At 44.9% G+C, this 19,785-nt stretch carries 15 protein-coding genes; 10 read left to right on the top strand and 5 right to left on the bottom strand.

Translation table 11 applies throughout. The annotated features are described in order from the left end of the window. Window positions 1-103 precede the first annotated feature (103 nt). From ACDC99_RS07995 to ACDC99_RS07975, 5 genes are all read left to right on the top strand, one after another. Window positions 104-3,217, top strand: coding sequence for a SusC/RagA family TonB-linked outer membrane protein (locus tag ACDC99_RS07995; RefSeq protein ID WP_370756526.1), 3,114 nt, complete (start codon window positions 104-106; stop codon window positions 3,215-3,217). Window positions 3,218-3,277: 60 nt separating this feature from the next. Next, window positions 3,278-5,050, top strand: a complete 1,773-nt coding sequence (locus tag ACDC99_RS07990) for a RagB/SusD family nutrient uptake outer membrane protein (RefSeq protein ID WP_287071767.1) — start codon at window positions 3,278-3,280, stop codon at window positions 5,048-5,050. A gap of 121 nt (window positions 5,051-5,171) precedes the next feature. After that, the gene (locus ACDC99_RS07985) at window positions 5,172-6,887 is read left to right on the top strand and encodes a DUF4980 domain-containing protein (protein ID WP_044065098.1); all 1,716 of its coding nucleotides are present in this window, start codon (window positions 5,172-5,174) and stop codon (window positions 6,885-6,887) included. A gap of 24 nt (window positions 6,888-6,911) precedes the next feature. Continuing rightward, the gene (locus tag ACDC99_RS07980) at window positions 6,912-8,066 is read left to right on the top strand and encodes an MFS transporter (protein ID WP_042518454.1); all 1,155 of its coding nucleotides are present in this window, start codon (window positions 6,912-6,914) and stop codon (window positions 8,064-8,066) included. A gap of 70 nt (window positions 8,067-8,136) precedes the next feature. Beyond that, window positions 8,137-9,012: a carbohydrate kinase family protein gene (locus ACDC99_RS07975; RefSeq protein WP_042518456.1), complete on the top strand. Its 876-nt coding sequence runs from the start codon at window positions 8,137-8,139 to the stop codon at window positions 9,010-9,012. Window positions 9,013-9,149: 137 nt separating this feature from the next. On the opposite strand, the gene ACDC99_RS07970 is transcribed toward ACDC99_RS07975, so the two are convergent. From ACDC99_RS07970 to ACDC99_RS07960, 3 genes are all read right to left on the bottom strand, one after another. After that, complete coding sequence (locus ACDC99_RS07970; protein ID WP_370756921.1) at window positions 9,150-10,313, bottom strand: MalY/PatB family protein; 1,164 nt, start codon at window positions 10,311-10,313, stop codon at window positions 9,150-9,152. Between the two features lie 5 nt (window positions 10,314-10,318). Continuing rightward, window positions 10,319-11,164: a DUF3737 family protein gene (locus ACDC99_RS07965; protein ID WP_042518458.1), complete on the bottom strand. Its 846-nt coding sequence runs from the start codon at window positions 11,162-11,164 to the stop codon at window positions 10,319-10,321. 860 nt (window positions 11,165-12,024) lie between these two features. After that, window positions 12,025-12,924 (bottom strand): Abi family protein, encoded by a 900-nt coding sequence (locus ACDC99_RS07960; protein ID WP_044073437.1) that lies wholly within the window; start codon window positions 12,922-12,924, stop codon window positions 12,025-12,027. A gap of 621 nt (window positions 12,925-13,545) precedes the next feature. Between ACDC99_RS07960 and ACDC99_RS07955 the strand changes: the two genes are divergently transcribed. From ACDC99_RS07955 to ACDC99_RS07940, 4 genes are read left to right on the top strand one after another with little or no spacing between them, the layout of a single operon-like run. Continuing rightward, a complete protein-coding gene (locus ACDC99_RS07955) occupies window positions 13,546-14,088 on the top strand; it encodes a hypothetical protein (protein ID WP_308591308.1) in 543 nt (180 codons plus the stop codon). Next, window positions 14,088-14,921: a CsgG/HfaB family protein gene (locus tag ACDC99_RS07950; RefSeq protein WP_044065103.1), complete on the top strand. Its 834-nt coding sequence runs from the start codon at window positions 14,088-14,090 to the stop codon at window positions 14,919-14,921. The genes ACDC99_RS07955 and ACDC99_RS07950 overlap by 1 nt, the downstream gene beginning before the upstream one ends. Before the next feature lie 2 nt (window positions 14,922-14,923). Continuing rightward, window positions 14,924-15,811 carry a DUF6175 family protein gene (locus ACDC99_RS07945; protein WP_370756525.1) on the top strand — a complete coding sequence of 296 codons (888 nt, stop codon included), beginning with the start codon at window positions 14,924-14,926 and terminating at the stop codon, window positions 15,809-15,811. Between the two features lie 14 nt (window positions 15,812-15,825). Beyond that, window positions 15,826-16,737, top strand: a complete 912-nt coding sequence (locus tag ACDC99_RS07940) for a hypothetical protein (protein ID WP_044065105.1) — start codon at window positions 15,826-15,828, stop codon at window positions 16,735-16,737. 137 nt (window positions 16,738-16,874) lie between these two features. On the opposite strand, the gene ACDC99_RS07935 is transcribed toward ACDC99_RS07940, so the two are convergent. Both ACDC99_RS07935 and ACDC99_RS07930 read right to left on the bottom strand, forming a co-directional pair. Continuing rightward, a complete protein-coding gene (locus ACDC99_RS07935) occupies window positions 16,875-17,339 on the bottom strand; it encodes a hypothetical protein (protein ID WP_370756524.1) in 465 nt (154 codons plus the stop codon). A gap of 89 nt (window positions 17,340-17,428) precedes the next feature. Beyond that, a complete protein-coding gene (locus ACDC99_RS07930; protein WP_370756523.1) occupies window positions 17,429-17,824 on the bottom strand; it encodes a hypothetical protein in 396 nt (131 codons plus the stop codon). A 591-nt stretch (window positions 17,825-18,415) separates the two neighbouring features. On the opposite strand from ACDC99_RS07930, the gene ACDC99_RS07925 reads away from it, so the two are divergent. Further along, complete coding sequence (locus ACDC99_RS07925; RefSeq protein WP_370756522.1) at window positions 18,416-19,555, top strand: AraC family transcriptional regulator; 1,140 nt, start codon at window positions 18,416-18,418, stop codon at window positions 19,553-19,555. Window positions 19,556-19,785: the final 230 nt, after the last annotated feature.

Below are 19,785 nucleotides of genomic sequence, written 5' to 3'. Positions count from 1 at the left end.
ACGATTCGTTTCTGTTTGTGCAACATCCGTTCTTGTTGGATATCAATACATTATATAACTTTGCAGCACTAAAATCAAACAACTAACAAAACCATTAAAACTTATGAGCAATCTATCAAAAGTATTGATTAGCTTCTCACTTCTGGCGATGAGCATTACTGCCAACGCACAGAAAATTAAAGTGAGCGGTGTGGTTACAGACGAAGCTGGTGAAACAGTAATCGGAGCAACCATAATGGAAAAAGGAACGAAGTCAGGAACTATAACAGACTTTGACGGTAACTTCATGCTTGATGCTGACCAGGGAGCAACTCTTGTCATATCTTATGTCGGCTACAAGACAGTGGAAGTTAAAGTACAGCCAAACATGAAAATAAAATTGGCTGAACTTGCCAACAACCTGAACGAAGTTGTCGTAACGGGCTATACAACCCAAAAGAAAGCCGACTTGACGGGTTCTGTATCTGTCGTTTCTACAAAGAATCTGAAATCATCTTCTGACACAGACCCGATGCGTGCCTTGCAAGGACGAGTTGCCGGTATGACCGTTACAACCGACGGTTCTCCTATTGGTAGCGGTAAGGTACGTATCCGTGGTATTGGTTCTTTCAACTCTTCACAAGATCCTCTTTATATTATAGATGGTGTACCTACAAACATGGCACTGAACACTCTCAACACTAATGATATCGAGAGTATGCAGGTGTTGAAAGATGCAGCCTCGGCTTCTATCTATGGTTCAAGAGCTTCAAACGGTGTTATCATCATAACGACGAAGAAGGGAAAGAAGGGTAACAAGGTGGCTGTGGACTTCTCAGCAAACCTTACCGCACAATTCTATTCAAGTCAGTCGAAAATGAAACTCCTCAATTCTGGCGAATATGTTACAGCCATGGCACAGGCAGCTCTCAACGACGGTCTCGACCCTGTTGTCTATGCAGCAAACTATGGCATTGATTTGAATGCACATAACGGTACTCCTATCACAGTTTGGAATCCGGCAACAAACCAATATCAGAACTATACGATAAACGGAAGGTACGACGGATATATAAACTCAAAGAAGACAATGCGATTCTCTGACACCGACTGGCTGGATGCTATCTCACGTACCGGATTCATGCAGAATTACGATTTATCGGTATCGCATGCCAACGACAAGCACAGCGCAATGTTCTCTTTAGGATACAAGAATAATGAGGGCGTATTGAAATATACCGATTTCCAGAATATCTCAGCAAGACTGAATACTTCATGGAATCTGAACAAGATGCTTACTGTTGGCGAGAATCTCACTCTTACTTACACATCGCAAGTAGACTGCCACCCTATGGAGAATGCGTTGAAGATGCCTTCTATCGTTCCTGTATACGAGGAGAACAGTAAGGTTTTCGCAGGTCCTGTTGGCAGCATGTCCGACCGCCAGAACCCTTGCCGCGAGCAATACGACAACCGTAACAATAATCTCGACTACTGGCGCATATTCGGCAATGCATTTGTAGAACTGAAGCCTATCAAAGGATTGACACTCCGCTCAAACTTCGGTTTGGACTTCAAGACATCATTCATCAATGCGATGACAAACACTTTCCATTCTGACATCGTAAGGAATGATATTGCCAAAACAACATTGAGCAACAATAACGAGACCAACTGGACTTGGTCTAATACTGCGCAGTATGTAAATAAAATAGGTAAGCACAATTTTGACATCCTCGTCGGTAGCGAAATGTCTAAACAGTCTGTTATTGATTTCTCTGCCTACTCTGAAGGATATGCCCTGGAAGACAAAAACTATATGTGGCCAAATGCTGCAACTGGAACTATGACCAATAGCGGTGCTAAGTTTGGCTATCGTCTGGCATCATTCTTCGGAAAAGTGAACTACAACTGGGATGATCTTCTCCTTGCATCTTTTACTATCCGCTACGACGGTTCTTCACGCTTCGGCAAGGCTCACCGCTGGGGTACATTCCCTGCTGCATCTCTCGGCTTCCGCTTCTCTAATCTGTTGAAAAAGGAATGGCTTGACGATGCAAAGCTGCGTCTGTCATGGGGACAGACAGGTAATCAGGCAATCGACAACAACGCACAGTTTGGACTTTATGTCGCTGACTACGGATTGGACCGCGTTACATCTACAGCCTACGACCTGTTCTTGCAGGGTTCCGGCACTTTCCCTTCAGGTTACCGCGCCACACAACTTGCAAACCCTAATTTGAAGTGGGAATCGGCAACACAATACAATGTCGGTGTTGACTTCACGATGTTCAACAACAGTTTCTACGGAACTGTCGATGCTTATATCAAGAATGTGAAGGACATGCTGATTAATCCTGCATACCTCGGTGCAACGGGCGAGGGTGGCAACACTTGGAAAAACGGCCCGTCGCTCCGCAACTGTGGTATGGAGTTCAGCTTGGGCTATCGCACAACACTTGCTAACGGACTCGGAATCGACGTCAACGGCAATTTGGATTTCTTCCGCAACAAAGTAACTTATCTGCCTTCATCTACAACGGGTGCTTATACTCATACTACAAAAGAAAATCTCGTACAGAGCGGCAAGTCATACGGTTCTATCGTTGGATATGTAGCTGACGGAATATTCCAGACTCAAGAGGAAGTAGACAAGTCGGGACAGCCAAACGCACGTGTCGGTGGACTGAAATACAAGGATTTGGATCACAGTGGCAGCATTAATGCTGACGACCAGACTTGGATTTACGATCCAGTGCCAGCATTCTCTTACGGACTGAACATTGCTCTCAACTACAAGGGATTTGATTTCAGCATGTTCTGGCAGGGTGTTTACGATCAGGACGTCTACAACAACCAGAAGTTCCAGACCGATTTCTGGGCTGTTAACGACCCTGGCTCAAACAAGGGAACACGTCTGCTGAACGCATGGAACACAAACAATACAAGTTCGTCGATTCCTCGCTTGAGCACAATGAATATTGCAGATGAGGGCAGGGCTTCTTCATACTTCGTGGAGAATGGTTCTTACCTGAAGCTCCGCACTCTGCAGATTGGATACAATATACCTAAGAGTGTTTTGTCAAAAGTCAAGATGTCAAGTGCACGCATTTATGTTTCCGGACAGAATCTGCTTACTATAAAGAGCAAGAGCCTGACATGCTCCGACCCTGAGAATCCTGACTGGAATTATCCTTTGGCAACATCATTGTCGTTTGGACTTCAAGTTGGTTTCTAATACAAATTGCAGAATTATCATTAAGACATAAAAGGTATAACGATTAAACGAATTTTCATTATGAAAAAGATATATACAATAGTGCTTGCAGTAGCACTTGCAGGAACATTCGCAAGTTGTGATGACTTTCTGGACTATAATCCGACAGCTGTGATAGACGAAGACAAGGCCTTCAATGAGCCGGAAAAGATGGTGAACAGCGCATACGCCATGCTTGGTGACTGCTGGTACAGCTATCCGTTCAATCTCTGGCCTTATGGCGACCTGGCATCAGACGACTGTCTGAAAGGTGGCTGGGGAACTGGTGACACTGGTTACCACGATGTGGAAATATGGAAGACTCTGACTTCTACAAAAGGGGAACTCGATGAACTTTGGTATCGCCTTTACTGTGCCGTATCTCGTTGCAACCGTGCGTTGGTCTCTCTTGAACAGAACGGCGAAAAGACCCTTGGAGCTGAAACAACGAAACAGCGCGAAGCTGAGGTTAGATTCCTCCGTGCACATTTCTATTTCAAGCTGATTACCATGTTCCGCCAGATTCCATGGATTGACGAAAAGGTATATGCCGACAATGCTACGGAGAAGACTTCTAACACACAATTCACATACGAGGAACTGTTCCAGAAGATTATCGACGATTTCCAGTTTGCCCATGATGTTCTACCAGCTAAGCAGGCTGATGGCGGACGTGCCAACAAGATTGCTGCTGCCGGATATTTGGCAAAATGTTATCTCACATTGGCTTGGGGCGACGGATATGAGGCAACCGATGGCGTTGACCATATCAACAAGCAATACATGCAGAAGGTTGTTGACTATACTGATGAGGTAAAGAATTCCAATTATGGATATCTGGAAGACTACGGCGACATTTTCTTGCCTGAATACAAGAACAGTAAAGAGTCTGTATTCGCCGTGCAAACCTCTGATTATAGCGGAGACCATACAAAATATGGTCGTGCCAACTGGTCGAACATGTTGAACGGCTGTTGGGGTATCTGGTCTTGCGGATGGGATGTTCACAAACCATCACAGGACTTGGTGAATGCCTTCAAGACACGCAACGGACTGCCAGAGTTTGATGACTACAACAATAGTATCGACTACCCGGTAAACGGCAAGGTCACTGCCCAGAAATGGGATCCACGTTTGTTCCACACCATCGGTATGCCTACCTTCCCATATAAATACGAAAAGGAATACACTCTGACGACAGACAATGCCCGCACTCCTAACGTCTACGGTTATTACACTTCAATGAAAGAAGTGCCACAACGCTCTAAAGGTGAAACATATAACGGCTCATGGCAGGCTTTCGCAATGAACGACTACGTATTGAGATACACCGATGTAATGCTTATGAGAGCCGAAGCTCTTATAGAACTTGACCGTCTTGGAGAAGCACGCATCATAATTAACGATATCAGACAGAGAGCAAAGAATTCTATAGACAAACACATTGAATATGCCAAAGACCAGTGTGACATTGCTCTCTATCCAGAGTCTTATTTCCAGGATAAGGAAACTGCACGGAAATGCCTGCGCTGGGAGCGTCGTCTTGAGTTGGCAATGGAAAACGGAAGATTCTTCGACTTGCGCCGTTGGGGAATAGCTTCAACTACGCTGAATAATTACTTCAAGACAGAGCAGAAGGATGTTTACACATTTACCGACAAGGATGGTAATACAGTAAATCAGACTTACGCCGAATATCTGAGGGATGCCCACTTCACAGCCGGCAAGAATGAATTCTATCCAGTGCCATACAACCAGTTATATTATATACCAGGCTTGTATAAGCAGAACAAAGGATACGACGATGCAAAATAAGAATATTGATTTTCTTATAATATAAGTATAGGTTAGTCAAAAGAAATTAATAGGTAAACTTTAGTCAGAAAAGGTGATTGGATTGATTCAGGATAACATTTAAATTTAAGAATACAGAGATATGAAAAGAAATATATTATCAGTTCTGATTGCTCTGGCATCAATAGGCACAGCATGCGCACAGGAAACACAGTTTCTGAGCAGCAACCATTGTCTGTACCGTATACAGCAGAAGGACAAATGCCTGTTGCTGCCAGTACAGGAGAGTGCAGAAATGAGCAACATAAAGGTTATCGCCGGCAACAAACAGATGAAGTCGCTCAATGTACGACTGGCAATGAACAAGGTGGATTATTATGTTCCGCTTTATCTGGATGAATTCAATGAGGAAAAGACGTTAGCTCTTGATATTCACGTGAACGGCAACTACCGCAACGATGGTGGTATTTCCACTTTCACTTGCTGGAAGAATATCAAGAATGCAGAGAGCTTTGACACGACAAACCGCGAACAATATCGTCCGCTCTACCATCACACCCCAGCTTACGGATGGATGAACGACCCGAACGGAATGTTCTTCAAGGACGGTGTATGGCATCTCTACTTCCAGCATAACCCTTATGGTTCGCAGTGGGAGAACATGACATGGGGCCACTCCACATCAACCGACCTCATCCATTGGACGTTCCAAGGCGACCCGGTACAGCCCGATGCTTGGGGTTCAATATTCAGCGGCTCGTCAGTGGTAGACAAGAACAACACTGCCGGATTTGGAGAAAACGCCATCGTGGCTCTCTACACATCAGCCGGTGAGAATCAGACGCAGAGCATGGCTTACAGCACCGACAACGGAAAGACTTTCACAAAATATGATGGCAATCCGATAATAACGAGCAACGTGCCCGACTTCCGCGATCCTCACATGTTCTGGAACGAGGATATCAAGAAATGGAACATGATTCTCGCTGCCGGTCAGCAGATGAACATCTACTCGTCTGACAATCTGAAAGACTGGAAGTTTGAAAGCTCGTTCGGAGCCGAATACGGCAGTCATGGCGGTGTATGGGAATGTCCGGATTTGATGAAGATGAAAGTACGTGGCACAGACAAAGAGAAATGGATGCTTGTGTGCAACATAAATCCTGGAGGTCCTTCCGGAGGTTCGGCAACACAATATTTTGTTGGTGACTTCGACGGACATAAATTTACTTGCGAATCGAAACCGGAAGTGACAAAATGGATGGACTATGGTAAAGACCACTATGCCACCGTTACTTTCGACAATGCTCCCAACGGCAGACACGTGGCTTTGGCATGGATGAGCAACTGGCAGTATGCCAATCAGGTGCCTACGTTGCAGTATCGTTCTGCCAACTCCATTCCTCGCGACTTGGGACTCTTCGAATATAAAGGCAACACTTATTGCAGCGTTACTCCATCAGAAGAGATTACTGCTGCACGAAGTAAAAAACCATCAAAGTCTTTGAGCGAAGCTTGCGAAATGGTGGTCAATCTGAAGGGTGATGCCACGATTACGCTGAGCAACAGCAAGGGCGAGAAGGTGGTCATGACATATAAGGCAAAGGACGAAACATTCTCGATGGACCGAACACTAAGCGGAAAGACCGATTTCAGCAGCGACTTTGCTGCCATAACTACAGCCCCTGTATATGGCAAGATGAACAAGCTGCGCATATTCATCGACAAGAGCAGTATTGAGGTGTTCGACAACGACGGAAAGATGGCTATGACAAACCTTGTGTTCCCAACAAAACCTTACGACAAGGTAACGATAAAGGGCAAGACAAAGAAATATGCAGTATATAAACTGAAATAATGAACTTATATAAAACAGAATAAAATGAGTAAATCTGCTAAACTTACCCTCATCCCGGTGATGCTCTGTTTCTTCGCCATGGGATTCGTAGATATGGTAGGCATCGCCTCCAACTACGTGAAAGAAGACCTCAACCTGAATGACGCTACGGCAAACATGTTCCCGTCGCTCGTCTTCTTCTGGTTCCTCCTGTTCAGTGTGCCCACGGGCATGCTTATGAGCAAGATCGGCAAGAAGAACACCGTGTTGCTCTCGCTCGCCGTGACCACAGTGTCGCTCCTTCTGCCGCTCTTCGGCGAGAACTTCACACTGATGCTCGTGTCGTTCTCCCTGCTCGGCATAGGCAACACTCTGATGCAGACGTCGCTCAACCCACTGGTGTCTGTCGTTATAAAGGGCAACCTCGCCTCAACGCTCACCTTCGGACAGTTCGTTAAGGCGATAGCCTCATTCCTTGCTCCATACATAGCCATGTGGGGAGCCATTGCTACAATACCGAGCTTCGGCTTCGGATGGAGGATACTCTTCCCCATATATATGATAATAGGTATGGTGGCTGCCGCTGCCCTTTGCGTCACATCCATTCCGGAAGAGCACAACGAGGGTAAGGCTACCGGCATAATGGACAGTGTGCGGTTGCTCGGCAGACCTATCGTGCTGCTTTCCTTCATCGGCATCATGTGTCATGTGGGCATCGACGTAGGTACCAACACCACAGCTCCGAAGATTCTCATCGAGCGTCTCGGATGGTCTCTCAACGAGGCAGCCTTCGCCACATCCCTCTATTTCATCTTCAGAACCTTGGGATGTCTGACGGGTTCGTTCTTCCTCCGTGTGATGAAGGCGCGCACATTCTTCATCATCAGCGTGGTGATGATGGCGCTGAGTATGGCTGGAATGTTCGTAGGAACAAGCAAAGTCATTCTTTATGCAGCAATAGCTCTTGTGGGATACGGCAACTCCAACATCTTCTCCATCGTCTTCTCGCAGGCTCTCATCTCGGTGCCTGAGCATAAGAACGAGGTGAGCGGACTGATGGTTATGGGTCTCTTCGGAGGTACGGTGTTCCCTCTCCTGATGGGATTCGCCAGCGACGCCATCGGACAGGTTGGTGCTGTGGCTGTAATGGCAGCCGGAGTGGTTTATCTGTTCACATATATAAATAAGGTGAAACAATAACTTGTACGAGAAACCGTTATAATAATAGGGAATTCAGATACACGACATAAATAAACTCAGATATACGACTATGAAAGATAAATATGTAGTAGGACTTGGCGAGGCTCTTTGGGACGTCTTGCCTGATGGAAAGAAACTTGGTGGCGCACCGGCAAACTTCGCTTATCATGCCGGACAGTTTGGCCTCAACTCCATTGCTGTGAGTGCCCTCGGCGAGGACAAACTTGCAGAAGAGACTATAGAGCAGTTGGAAGGAAAAGGACTCAACTATGTAATGCCACGCGTGCCTTATCCAACAGGTACCGTACAGGTGGAGCTTGATGATGAAGGTATTCCGACATACGACATCAAGGAGAATGTGGCTTGGGACAACATTCCTTTCACCGACGAGGTGAAGGCTGTGGCTGAAAACACGCTTGCCGTATGCTGGGGCTCGCTGGCACAGCGCAATGTGGTGAGCCGCGAGACCATCTACAAGTTCCTCGACAATACACCGAAAGACTGCCTTAAGATTTTCGACATCAACCTGCGACAGAACTTCTATACCAAGGATGTGATCTGCGAATCTATGAAACGCTGCAACATACTGAAGATTAACGACGAGGAACTGATACAGATAGGCAGGATGTTCGGCTATCCGGGTCTGGACATAGAGAACAAATGCTGGCTCATACTCGGCAAGTACAACCTCGACATGCTGGTGCTCACGTGTGGCGTGAACGGCAGCTATGTGTTCACTCCGGGCTGTGTGTCATATCAGGAAACGCCCCGGGTGGAAGTGGCAGACACTGTAGGTGCCGGCGACTCGTTCACCGGTTCGTTCTGTGCAGCAATCCTCAGCGGAAAGACTGTAAGGGAAGCACATAAGCTCGCCGTTGAAGTGAGCGCCTATGTGTGCACCCAGAACGGTGCGATGCCCGACATAAAGGAACATTTCGAAATCTAAGCAATAAAGCAAAAGCCATATACTCTAAATGGCAGGCTTTATGCAACAAAAAAGGGTCCATACGAAGTCAAGAACAGTTGATTTTGTATGGACCCTTTGGTTTTTATCTTACTATCGGTTGCAGGAAAGTTGTGACATCAGCGTCTATCAACAAACTGAGAGAATCTCTCCAGCCCTTCTTTTACGAGCTGTCGCGGACAGGCGAGGTTCCAACGCATGAAGCCTTCGCCTTCCTTACCGTACATGCTGCCGGCATTGAGCCATAGTTTGGCTTCCTTCATGAGTTCCTCTTCGAGTTCTTCCGACGGGATGCCGAGGCTCCGGCAGTCCATCCATGCGAGATAGGTGCCTTCGAGCGGTGCCACAGGCAACTGGGGCAGATGCTCCTCACAGTAGTCCTTGAAGAAGAGATAGTTGCCGTGGATATACTGGAGCAGCTGATTGAGCCATTCCTCTCCCTCGTTGTATGCGGCGATGGTGGCAATCACGCCAAACGGATTCACGTCACATACCTCGTTGATGTTTATCGCCTTGTCGATGCGCTGTCGCCACTTGTCGTTCTCCACGATGATGTTGGCAATCTGCAGTCCGGCGATGTTGAACGCCTTGCTCGGTGCAACGCAGGTGACGGAATGCTTCTGGAACTCTTCCGACACGGAGGCAAACGGTGTGTAGGTGAATCCTGGGTGTACCAGTTCGCAGTGGATTTCGTCGGCCACCACGACAACATTGTACTTGATGCAGATGTCGCCTATGCGCCGCAGCTCCTCCCTTGTCCACACTCGTCCCGAGGGGTTGTGCGGATTGCAGAGCAGCATAAGGGTGGTCTTCGGGTCGGCGGCACGACGCTCCAGGTCTTCATAGTCGATGGAGAAAGTGTTGTTCTCATACCTCAATGCAGAGCTGTCCAGTTCGCATCCGTTATTCCTGATAGAGGAGAAGAAGCAGTTGTATACCGGAGTAAGGGTCAGCACTTTATCACCCACATTGGTCAACGCCTTTATCACGGCAGACAATGCCGGAACTACTCCCGACGTATATATGAACCATTCGCGCCTCGGCTTCCAATGGTGGCGCCGGCTGAACCATGAGATTACCGCATCGTAGTATTCCTCCGGCACACGGGTGTAGCCGAATATACCGTGCTCCACGCGTTTCTTCAGGGCGTTGATGATGCAGGGGGCGGTAGGGAAATCCATGTCGGCAACCCACATCGGCAGCACCTCCTTGTCGTCGGTGCTGTCCCATTTGTATGAGTTTGTGCCGCGTCGCGGCGTTACCTTGTCGAAATCATATTTCATATTCGTCATTTTCTTTCCTCAATCACGCAGTCGGCAGGCTGCTTGATGTTCTCGTCGATGGTAATGGAACCGATTTTGTCGGCAACGATGCGTCCCGACATAGGGTTCTTGATGTTCGCGATGCTGCCCTTGATGTCGGCATTCAGTGTGGAGTATTCAAATGCGCGGTCGCAGTCTTCGCCGAAGGTGCAGTTCTCGAGAATGAGGTCGTGGGCATAGCAGAGGGGCTGCTCGCCGGTGATGTGGCAGTTCACGAGCCGCAGGTTCCTTGAGTGCCATCCCAGGTATTCGCCGTTCAGCTCGGAGTCGTACACGGTAACGTTATCCACCTCCCAGAAAGCATCCTTCGTTGTAATCTTCGCATTATGCACCTCGATGTTTCTTGCATACTGGAACACGTATTTGCTGTCGCTCTCCAATCCATCAACATAAACGTCATGGCTGAACATGAATGGATAGGTGCCGCCGTGCATCTTCAGGTTCTCTATGCGTATGTTGTCGCAGCGCCAGAACACCTCGTCTGCATCGTTCATCGTTACGTTCTTCAGTTCGAGATGGCTCATCTCGCGAAACATCTTAGGCGCATCGATAACCGTGTCGCGCATCTTCAGATGGTCGCAATACCACAGGGCTGAACGTCCGCCGACAGCGAAGTAGCAGTTTTCTATTTCAAACCCATGGACATGCCAGAAAGGATAGTTACCCTCGAAACGGCAGTTGGTCGCCTTTATGTTGCTGCATTCCTTTATTGCCGACTCGCCCTCAGTGATGAGCACGTTGTCGATATGCAGGTCGTGAGAAGCGAACAGTGGGCGTTCGCCTCCGAATTGTTTGTCTTTTATGATTTGCATGATGTCGTATGTTGTTTTTATTTGTTTGATTCCGTTTTGTTGTATCTTTGTAGTTGTCCGCTGCAAAGTTATACATTATTTCCATAAGTGCAATTGCCATTATTGCTGAAAATAGTATATATTCATCGAAACAATTGCTGATAGTTATATTCCTTTACTGACGTTTCCTTCTATAGAAACTTTGGGCACAGTTTTGGGCACTGTGCTTGCCCACTTGGGGCACGGTGCTTTCTCACTTGGGGCAAGGTGCTTGCCCCACTTGGGCACGGTGCTTGCCCGTTTCTTGATGTTTTGATATGCTTTCCAAGGATTGTGATTCGGCAATTTCAAGAACAAAAAACAACCATAAAAATGTCTGTCTTTATCTGGCTTGCAAAGGTGTTTTTGTAGCTATTGAACGTTCATAAAAGTGTAATTAACTTGTGTATGTCGTTGATTATCATTAAATTTTCCGTTGGATATAAAACTATAGCATTATGGAACGTCATATATACAACGGTCTTAAGAAATGGAAAGACTCGCCTAAGCGTAAGCCATTGATACAAAATGTGACTAAAAGAAAAAATAATGTATTAAAATGTTTGTTCGTATTGAAATCATAACTATCTTTGACGCAGAAAAGACGCAGAAACAAAACGAACGACACGTTCTTAGGCATATTTTTATATAAACCGCATACAGTTTTCGTATCTATTATTAGTTGATTATCAGTGTTATACGCTCTAAACGGTAGAAAAGTGACCGTATGAATTCTGATTAGATACGAAAAGGTGAAGATTTAACGTATTTAACTTTCAATCACATCAAAATTGCAGAAAATATGGGTGATGTGGGGTGGTTAACAGTCTCTTCATATTCCTTCATTGCCACAGAGGTTCATTTTCCCAACCAACAGGGAATCCAAGAGCTGCCAGGTCTATCTCTGGAAACTTGCTGAACAAATTGTGCATTTTGTCAAGCATGTCATTGTTGGGAGAGATGATGTCAAGGAAATACTTGATGATGCACATATTATAATAGATTCTTCGCTTGTCCGCAGGAATAGTAATCCAAGGACGAGTCATGCCTCTCATATCATTTGGAATAATCTTGTTGACCTTATTCCAAACACGAGCATGATGACAACACGCATTGCGAGTAAGCGTAAGCACAGAAAGCCAAGACTCAAACACTGGAGCATGAAGGCAGAAACGCTTGGCGATCTGCTTTTTGAGCCCTTTATCTTTCAAGTTCCTGTAGTACATATTCACGCTACCCATTGGGAGAAGTTCACCAAGAATCCATGCTGGTGGAAAAGGTTCTGTATATGTTCTTTTGAAGTGTTCTATAAAGTCTTCAGTAGAACGTTCATACTCCTTCGACAACATTGCCATACTATTGACGAAAATGGACTGATCACGAAAAAGTGCAGAATTGGTAAGCCAATATATATCACCAGTCCGTTCAGCCGTCATATTCATTACGGCTTCTCTTACAGCAATTTCGATCTTCTCAATCTCGTTAAAAAGGAGTAAGCGCAACTTTTTGTCAAAGCGATAAAGCATCATCACTTTGTTAAATGTAGCACCTTCCTTATACAGATGAAGAATCTTTGGAGTCTTCAACAAAGGATGCATATACGCAGACAATCGATAATAGCCAATGCTCTCCAAATACAATTGAGCCTTTTGCCTATCATTGATTATCAATCCACGATTTTCCAATAAGGTTACAAGTTCTCGTGGAGTCTTGTAATCTTTTCCAAAATTTCTCTTTGTCATAGCTTATAAACAAAAAAGCCCAGCCTATTTAAGCATTGTAAAGAGGCTCGGCTGGAACTAACGCTGCAAAAATACAAATAATCATTGATAATACAAACTTTTTGGCAAGAAAAATCATGAGGAAGTGGATTCTTTGACATATTTATATTTAATAATGTTAAATCAGGCCTTAAAATCATACTTTACCAGCCAAGCAAAGTGGTTTTCAAGGTAAAAGTGTTATCTTTGTAACGTCTATACCCATACCGGAAGTCCCGATGGGCAGAGGTTGGGCAGACATATACATAGTAAAAGGCGTATCTGACGCTTTGGTTTTGACGATTCGTGAACTTCGCAAACTCATTTGTCAGTCAAGAACAAAGCAACAAGGAACGTCTCATGGGTGTATTGTATACAGCCCTAATTGGCTTCGGTTGCATTTTGCATTCGTTGCCAAGAAAGGGTATTTATATACTTACACATACGTGGGGCTTTCGGCGTTGCCTGACAGGGCAATGCGAAGGCCTACGAATCGTGGAACGAGTGACAGACTGGCTCCACGTTTCTTTTATTTTGTATATTCGTCAATAAAAAATTAACCCTGCTGTGGTAGCCAGGCAGTCATCTTAAAAATAATACAAGATGAAAAGATTTTTATTCGTTACCGCAGCATTGCTCGCAATGTCGGTATCATTCTGTTTCGGTCAGTCCAAAGAGGACATTAAGGCAAGTATCGACCGTTGTGCAAAATTGGAGAAACTTTGCTCTAAGCAGCCAAAGCAAACTGGAGTTGCAGATGTTGACACCTATGTACAGGGTGTTTACAACGCAGCCATCAGTTCTGCTGCGTCATCAGCTCTACTCCAAGACCTTTATTATCGTCAGATTGGCGAGACGAAGGATGGTGTTACAGACGTAAGTATCAAGAAACCTACTGTAGAGGAACTTGTCGCATTAAGCACAACTCTAACTGCAGAAGGTGTTTCTATCGCTGAGGCTGGGAAAGGTGCAGAAGCTGCAACCAAGGCATCTTCTACTAACAAGAATCCAATGAAAATAGCTAAGATAGCATCAGCTCTCGCCTTTACAAAAGATGCTTACCCTGTCTTGCTTGAAGAGTCAAAGGCGAAGGTCGCAGCCATCAAGCAGATGATTGAAACAGCAAAAACTGCAAAGAATCTGTGATGGGAAATTATCGCATTTTATATGCGGTCATACTTGCGTGTATCCTTTGTGGGTATACGCAAGTTTCTTTAGCAGCCGATGACCGCCCTGTCGTAGGCGTAACTCAGTTTACCTGCGATGAAGAGAGTCCATACACAGGACTTGTAACAGAGAAAGTTGTGGAAATGCTGACTAACACTCACCGCTTTGTTGTAGTTGACAGAACAAGTCGCGATAAAGTAGTTGATGAACTTGAACTACAGAAGAGCGAGGCTTTTCTCGACAGCCATAATCTTGCAGAACAAGGTGCGGCTGTTGCTGCCGAGCAGTTGGTAACAGGACATATTGTTAAGATACCGGTTTATCGCATGAAGAACAGTGACGGAAGCACACGTGGTTATAAAGCAAGTGTAGCATTTCAGTTGAAAGTTGTTGACGTAGAGACAGGCGTAAGCAATGAGGCACAGAGTTTTGATGGAAAATGCAGTAAGGAAATGCTGTCGCCAGAGAGTGCTGTTACAGCAGCCATGCAAAGCCTGCAATCCGACATATATGAATATTTCCGTATCAATTTCCCCGTCAAGGGAAAAGTCTTGAAGACGATAGATAAAAGCACGATACTTCTCAACGTTGGCAAGGAAGCTGGAATCAAGGTCGGTGATACGTTTACGATAGAATCAGTAGAGATGCTTGATGGCAAACCTTATCCATCTGAACTTGGAAAGGCCAAGGTGACAAAACTCTCTGGAGAGTCATTCGCCGAATGCAGCGTGTCACGCAAAGTCATTATCGCTATTGAAAATAGTAAAGCTTCTCACAATTTAGTTCGTTGTAACTTAATTATCAAAAAATGAGTATGAAAAGAATAGCAATAATATTATTGGGACTGTGTGCTTTCTGCTGCACATGGGCACAAAACATAGAGTCTCAAGTTACTCCTTTACCTACGGCACGACCAAAGATTATGGTCATACCATATACAATGCAAGGTGAAGACATACGTACCGTTTTGGAGAATGACGTGAATAAGCGTATCGCTTTAACCAAAATAAAGGAAGCATTCGATCAAAGGGGGTATACTACAGTTGATTTTTTTGCCAAGGTAAAAGCCTTGTCAAAAGCAACCGCATTAGGCAATACCCAACAACAGGATGTTAAGACTATGATTATACAACAGTCTGGTGCAGATGTTTATGTCGAAGCGGAAATAAACCTGTTGGAATCTCCTTCTGGCAATGCCATGAAAGTAATCCTGTCTGGTTATGAAACCTCTACTGCAAATTCGCTTGCCAATGCAGTTTGCGAAAGCGGTAAGTTTTACACCGATGACTATGGTAAACTTACATCAAGAGCTGTCGAGGCAGGGATGGACAAATTCTTGAACACCATGCAGGAGAAACTGATGGACATAGCTGAAAACGGACAATCCATAGCGGTAACAGTCGGCATTGACGAGGCATCATCTCGCTCTATGTCGCAAGAGGTTGGCGCAGATGGTCTTGCTTTGTCCGATGCCTTGGAAATGTGGGTGGAAGAAAATGCCTATAAAGGCAATTACCATATCCAGGGAACAACCGACAAGCAGATGCTCTTCGACGATATTCGCATACCGCTAAAAGACGAGAACGGAAGAACGTATAATATCAATAAGTTTGGATTGAAGTTGTTAACATTTTTCAGGAATCTTGGAATCAAGATTGAGAGAACTACAAGCAACAATATGCTAATTGTAACCATTAAATAACGGGAGTGTGTATTATGAGAAAGGTCTTGCTTACATTGACAATCTTGTTGACTTCTTATGCAACTATTTTCGCACAAGGAATAGAAATAGCCTTTGCGCTTCCTGTTGGTAATTGCCAATTAAGTGATAATACGGCAAAGATGCTGAGGAGCAAGTTCTTGCCAGCCATGACTGAAAGTGGAGTTGAAACAGCCGAAGTAAGTACCATTGCCATAAAGCCAGAGATTAGTTTCGTTAATAAACAAGTTGTTGAAGGTGGTATGAGGAATATACATACAAGCGACATACAATTCAATTTTGTCTGTACCAATCTTGCCACAAGTACAACTTTTGCAAGTTGTGTCGTTACAGTACGTGGGGAAGGATTCTCTGATGATGACGCAATAAAAAATGCCATTTCTAAATTGTCTGCCCAAGACAAACGTCTAACAGACTTTGTGAATAAGGCAAAAGATAAAATCATAGATTACTATCAGCATAATCTTAATTCTGTTATATCACGTGCTCGCACTTTTGCCAATATTCAACAATATGGTGAGGGACTGGCTCTGTTGTTTTCTTGTCCTGCGACAATCTCAGGTTACACAAAAGTCAATAACGAGATAACTACAATTTATCGTCAATACCAAACGCAGGAATGTAATAATGTCATTCAGAAAGCTCGGGCAGAATTCTCTAACGGTAATTTTGATGCAGCAGTCGAATATCTGCAACAAATAGATATGACAAGCTCTTGTGCTACTGAAGCCAAACAACTATGCATGCAAATCAAGCAAACTAAAGATGCAGAAGCTAGACGGGCTGTTGAACTCATTGAAAGGCAATCACAACGTGAGACGGATATTGAAAAAACTAGAATTAAAGCGGCACGTGATGTGGCTGTTGCTTATTGTAAAAGAAGAACTGATGTGTATTTCGTTTGGTAACATTATTCGTGTATTCGATTAGGTGTGAGAAGCCTATATGATTTCTCACATCTAATCATTACTGTTTCGTATAATTGTCGTGTTTTTACGATTCTAAAAGTTTGTTGGCGAATAGAATGTTACTATTCACTGTTCTTTTATCGCCCCAGCCCTTTTCCTTTCTTTTGTGGAACGCTTCCAAGCCCTACCTTTTGTGTTCCGTCCCAATTCGTAAGTTGGTCAGCGCAACCATTGGAGCCACCAAGCGAAACGTATGTGTCTGCACTACATGACATATGGTCAACAAAAGCGAGAAAGTTGTCAATGGCGTTGTCTGTGAATTGAACTTCATTCGTGGCGAAGAGTTTTGTCCAACTGGTGACACATTCTTGCTTGAAGTCTGTAAAACCTTTCCACGACATACCAGATAAGAAACTTTTTGCTGTCGATTCTATACTGGCTTTAGAGTCCAATTCAATATTATGCTTTACAGCAGATGCCATAATGCCATAGTATATGGAAGCCGATTCTTTCTCGTTGAAGTTGACTCTGTCTGTTTTTGCAAAGGATGATAAAGCTTCATGTCCCTCATGGATGAACTTGTCAAATGGATATAAAATCACCCCTTCTGACAATCCCCAAAGGAGAATCAGAAGGGGTTATATTCAGCTGCTGGGAGGTTTGTCATTCTATCTTCCGCCAGCCTTGGTCATCACTTCACAACCACCTTGTAGCTCTCCGTGCCAACCTTCACTATTACCACCTTGCCTGGCTGGACATTCAGAGTGGCGATGCCGTCAGTGGCGTTTGTGCTGTCGAGCAACTTGCCGTCGGGAGATAACACCTGGATTGTGGCGTTGCCGCTGAGACCGGATACGGCGATTTGTCCGTCGGCAGACGTAATCATTGGCTTAGCGGCAGTCTCGGTCTTTTCGATGCCGGTGGTGAGAGTCTGGAATTTGCCGAATCCGCTCCAAGGGTCGGTAGTCTTGTATGCATTCATCGACTCGCCCGGCACATAGAGCGTCATGTTTCCTATAGGCGAATTATCAAATGCGCTCGAATGCGTTTCCGGAACATTCACTGCCTGACAATATATGTCTTTCAACGCCTTGCAACCATAGTATTTATAACTTATTGTGTACCAGTTGATTCTAATAAGAGTGGAGTAAACGTAAGGAACAAATGTTTAAACGTGCGTTGCTATCGGATGCAGTTAATTATCTGCGGAATAATATATTATAGAAAATAAAGTTATTGCAATAACTGGAACTGTGTTCAAGGGGAGATATATGGAGATTTTGCAAATATATGAAATAAAACAACACGAATGGGAAAAATGCAGAGTTTTTTGTTGAAAATATTCTGCTATGTATATAAAAACAAAAGGAGAGTGTGTAGACACACACCCTCCTCCTATGCTTAGCGCTAAGAGCAGTGCTGATTTGCAGGTGGTGTAACATCATTACCGCGGTGGTGTAACGTCATTACCGCGGTGCTGTAACATCGTTACCGCGCAACGGTAACAACGTTACCACGCCACGGGAACAGCATTGTTGCGGTTCTTTCGCAAGAAAAACGCTCAACTTCTTTTCTTTATTCTTTATGTTTTTCCGTTTTTTGCTTAACTTTGCGTATCTTAACATAAGCGGATGCGCATCCGCAGAGAAAGATACGATTAATATATACCAGAAGAGTTATGTTATATTTGTTACAGTTTGCATGTCTGATATTCATGTTTATCTGCGCATTCTTCATTGCCGTCACGCGTCTTCACGTGAGATGGATAAACCGGCGGTATGAGTGGTCGCGCTGGATGATATTCGCAGCCCTGCTTTTTATGTCGGTACACTTCTTCCTGCAGATGTACTTCGGCTTCCGCGCCACGGACGAAGATGTGGGAGCCGTCATCAATGTGCTGGTCTACCTGCCTTGCTTCACGCTTTTCTCGATGGCTATCTACAACATTGAGGCTACCCACACCAAGCGCCGTAAGATGAACCTTATCTGCGCCGCCGTATACGCCGCCATGCTTGCCGCCTTCGCTGTGGGCTACAGCTTTAGCGGCTCCCTGAACATTGGCGCATGGCTTTACGTGATGCTTGCTCTCTTTTTTGGCAATATTGTCTACTGCATATACATGATAATAATAGAGATGAACAAGCGGAAGAAACTCCTTGAGACGATGACAGCCACGGATATGCTGCCTTTTATAAGATATGCCCGCGCGAGCATCGCGATGCTTTCCCTCATAGCCATATCCATGCCGTTCGCCATCCTCTCCACCAAGTCGTTGTACATAATAGGTCCGGTCGGTCTCCTCGTACTGCTTTTCTTCATCGTGAACTTTGTGGCGTTCGGCAACTGTTACGTACCTACCGAGGAGCTGCTGGATAGGGAAAGAGGCAACGGCGAAACCGACGACGACGAACAGACGACGGCAGAGAACTGCGCCTCGCAGTCGGCGGCTGACTGTGAGCAGTCCGCGCAGCGCCTCTCAGCCGAACGCAGCGCCTTCATCCAGGCGGCGCTCGACAAGTGGTGTGCAGACATGGGCTATAAGGACAGTTCGGTCAATATGCTTACATTGTCACATTCGCTGGACATCAACAAAAACGAACTGAGCCAATTCTTCAGCCAATGCCAGAACACGACGTTCCGTATATGGCTCAGCGAGATACGTTTCAATGCTGCCAAAAAGATGATGAAGGAGTTTCCCGACTACAACAACGACATCATTTCTGCCGAATGCGGTTTCTCTTCAAGGTCATATCTTTATAGGATTTTTAAGGAAAAGGAGGGATGCACTCCTGTTGAATGGAGAGCCAAAAACTCATAAAAAACTACTGAGAAACCCTCTGTAAGGTGTCTACTTCGTAGGAAGTGGACACCTTTTTTATATGAATTGGACATTTACGCACACGAATCAGACACTTAATTTTAATGAAAAACATTAAATTTGCCCTATGAAAGAAACGTACCTATAACTCTATTGCATAAAGATAAGATCAAATCAAATCATATACAATAATCAAAACATCTGAAAATGAAAAAAAGAAGACAACAGCA

Origin of the sequence: Prevotella pectinovora (genome assembly GCF_041323955.1) — a bacterium.
GTDB classification, from domain to species: domain Bacteria; phylum Bacteroidota; class Bacteroidia; order Bacteroidales; family Bacteroidaceae; genus Prevotella; species Prevotella pectinovora.
This window is presented reverse-complemented; position numbering and strand designations above follow the sequence as displayed.

Coding starts and splice junctions, on each gene's coding strand:
- ACDC99_RS07995 (WP_370756526.1), top strand. CDS start 104: ATGAGCAATCTATCAAAAGTATTGATTAGCTTCTCACTTCTGGCGATG.
- ACDC99_RS07990 (WP_287071767.1), top strand. CDS start 3,278: ATGAAAAAGATATATACAATAGTGCTTGCAGTAGCACTTGCAGGAACA.
- ACDC99_RS07985 (WP_044065098.1), top strand. CDS start 5,172: ATGAAAAGAAATATATTATCAGTTCTGATTGCTCTGGCATCAATAGGC.
- ACDC99_RS07980 (WP_042518454.1), top strand. CDS start 6,912: ATGAGTAAATCTGCTAAACTTACCCTCATCCCGGTGATGCTCTGTTTC.
- ACDC99_RS07975 (WP_042518456.1), top strand. CDS start 8,137: ATGAAAGATAAATATGTAGTAGGACTTGGCGAGGCTCTTTGGGACGTC.
- ACDC99_RS07970 (WP_370756921.1), bottom strand. CDS start 10,313: ATGAAATATGATTTCGACAAGGTAACGCCGCGACGCGGCACAAACTCA.
- ACDC99_RS07965 (WP_042518458.1), bottom strand. CDS start 11,164: ATGCAAATCATAAAAGACAAACAATTCGGAGGCGAACGCCCACTGTTC.
- ACDC99_RS07960 (WP_044073437.1), bottom strand. CDS start 12,924: ATGACAAAGAGAAATTTTGGAAAAGATTACAAGACTCCACGAGAACTT.
- ACDC99_RS07955 (WP_308591308.1), top strand. CDS start 13,546: ATGAAAAGATTTTTATTCGTTACCGCAGCATTGCTCGCAATGTCGGTA.
- ACDC99_RS07950 (WP_044065103.1), top strand. CDS start 14,088: ATGGGAAATTATCGCATTTTATATGCGGTCATACTTGCGTGTATCCTT.
- ACDC99_RS07945 (WP_370756525.1), top strand. CDS start 14,924: ATGAAAAGAATAGCAATAATATTATTGGGACTGTGTGCTTTCTGCTGC.
- ACDC99_RS07940 (WP_044065105.1), top strand. CDS start 15,826: ATGAGAAAGGTCTTGCTTACATTGACAATCTTGTTGACTTCTTATGCA.
- ACDC99_RS07925 (WP_370756522.1), top strand. CDS start 18,416: ATGTTATATTTGTTACAGTTTGCATGTCTGATATTCATGTTTATCTGC.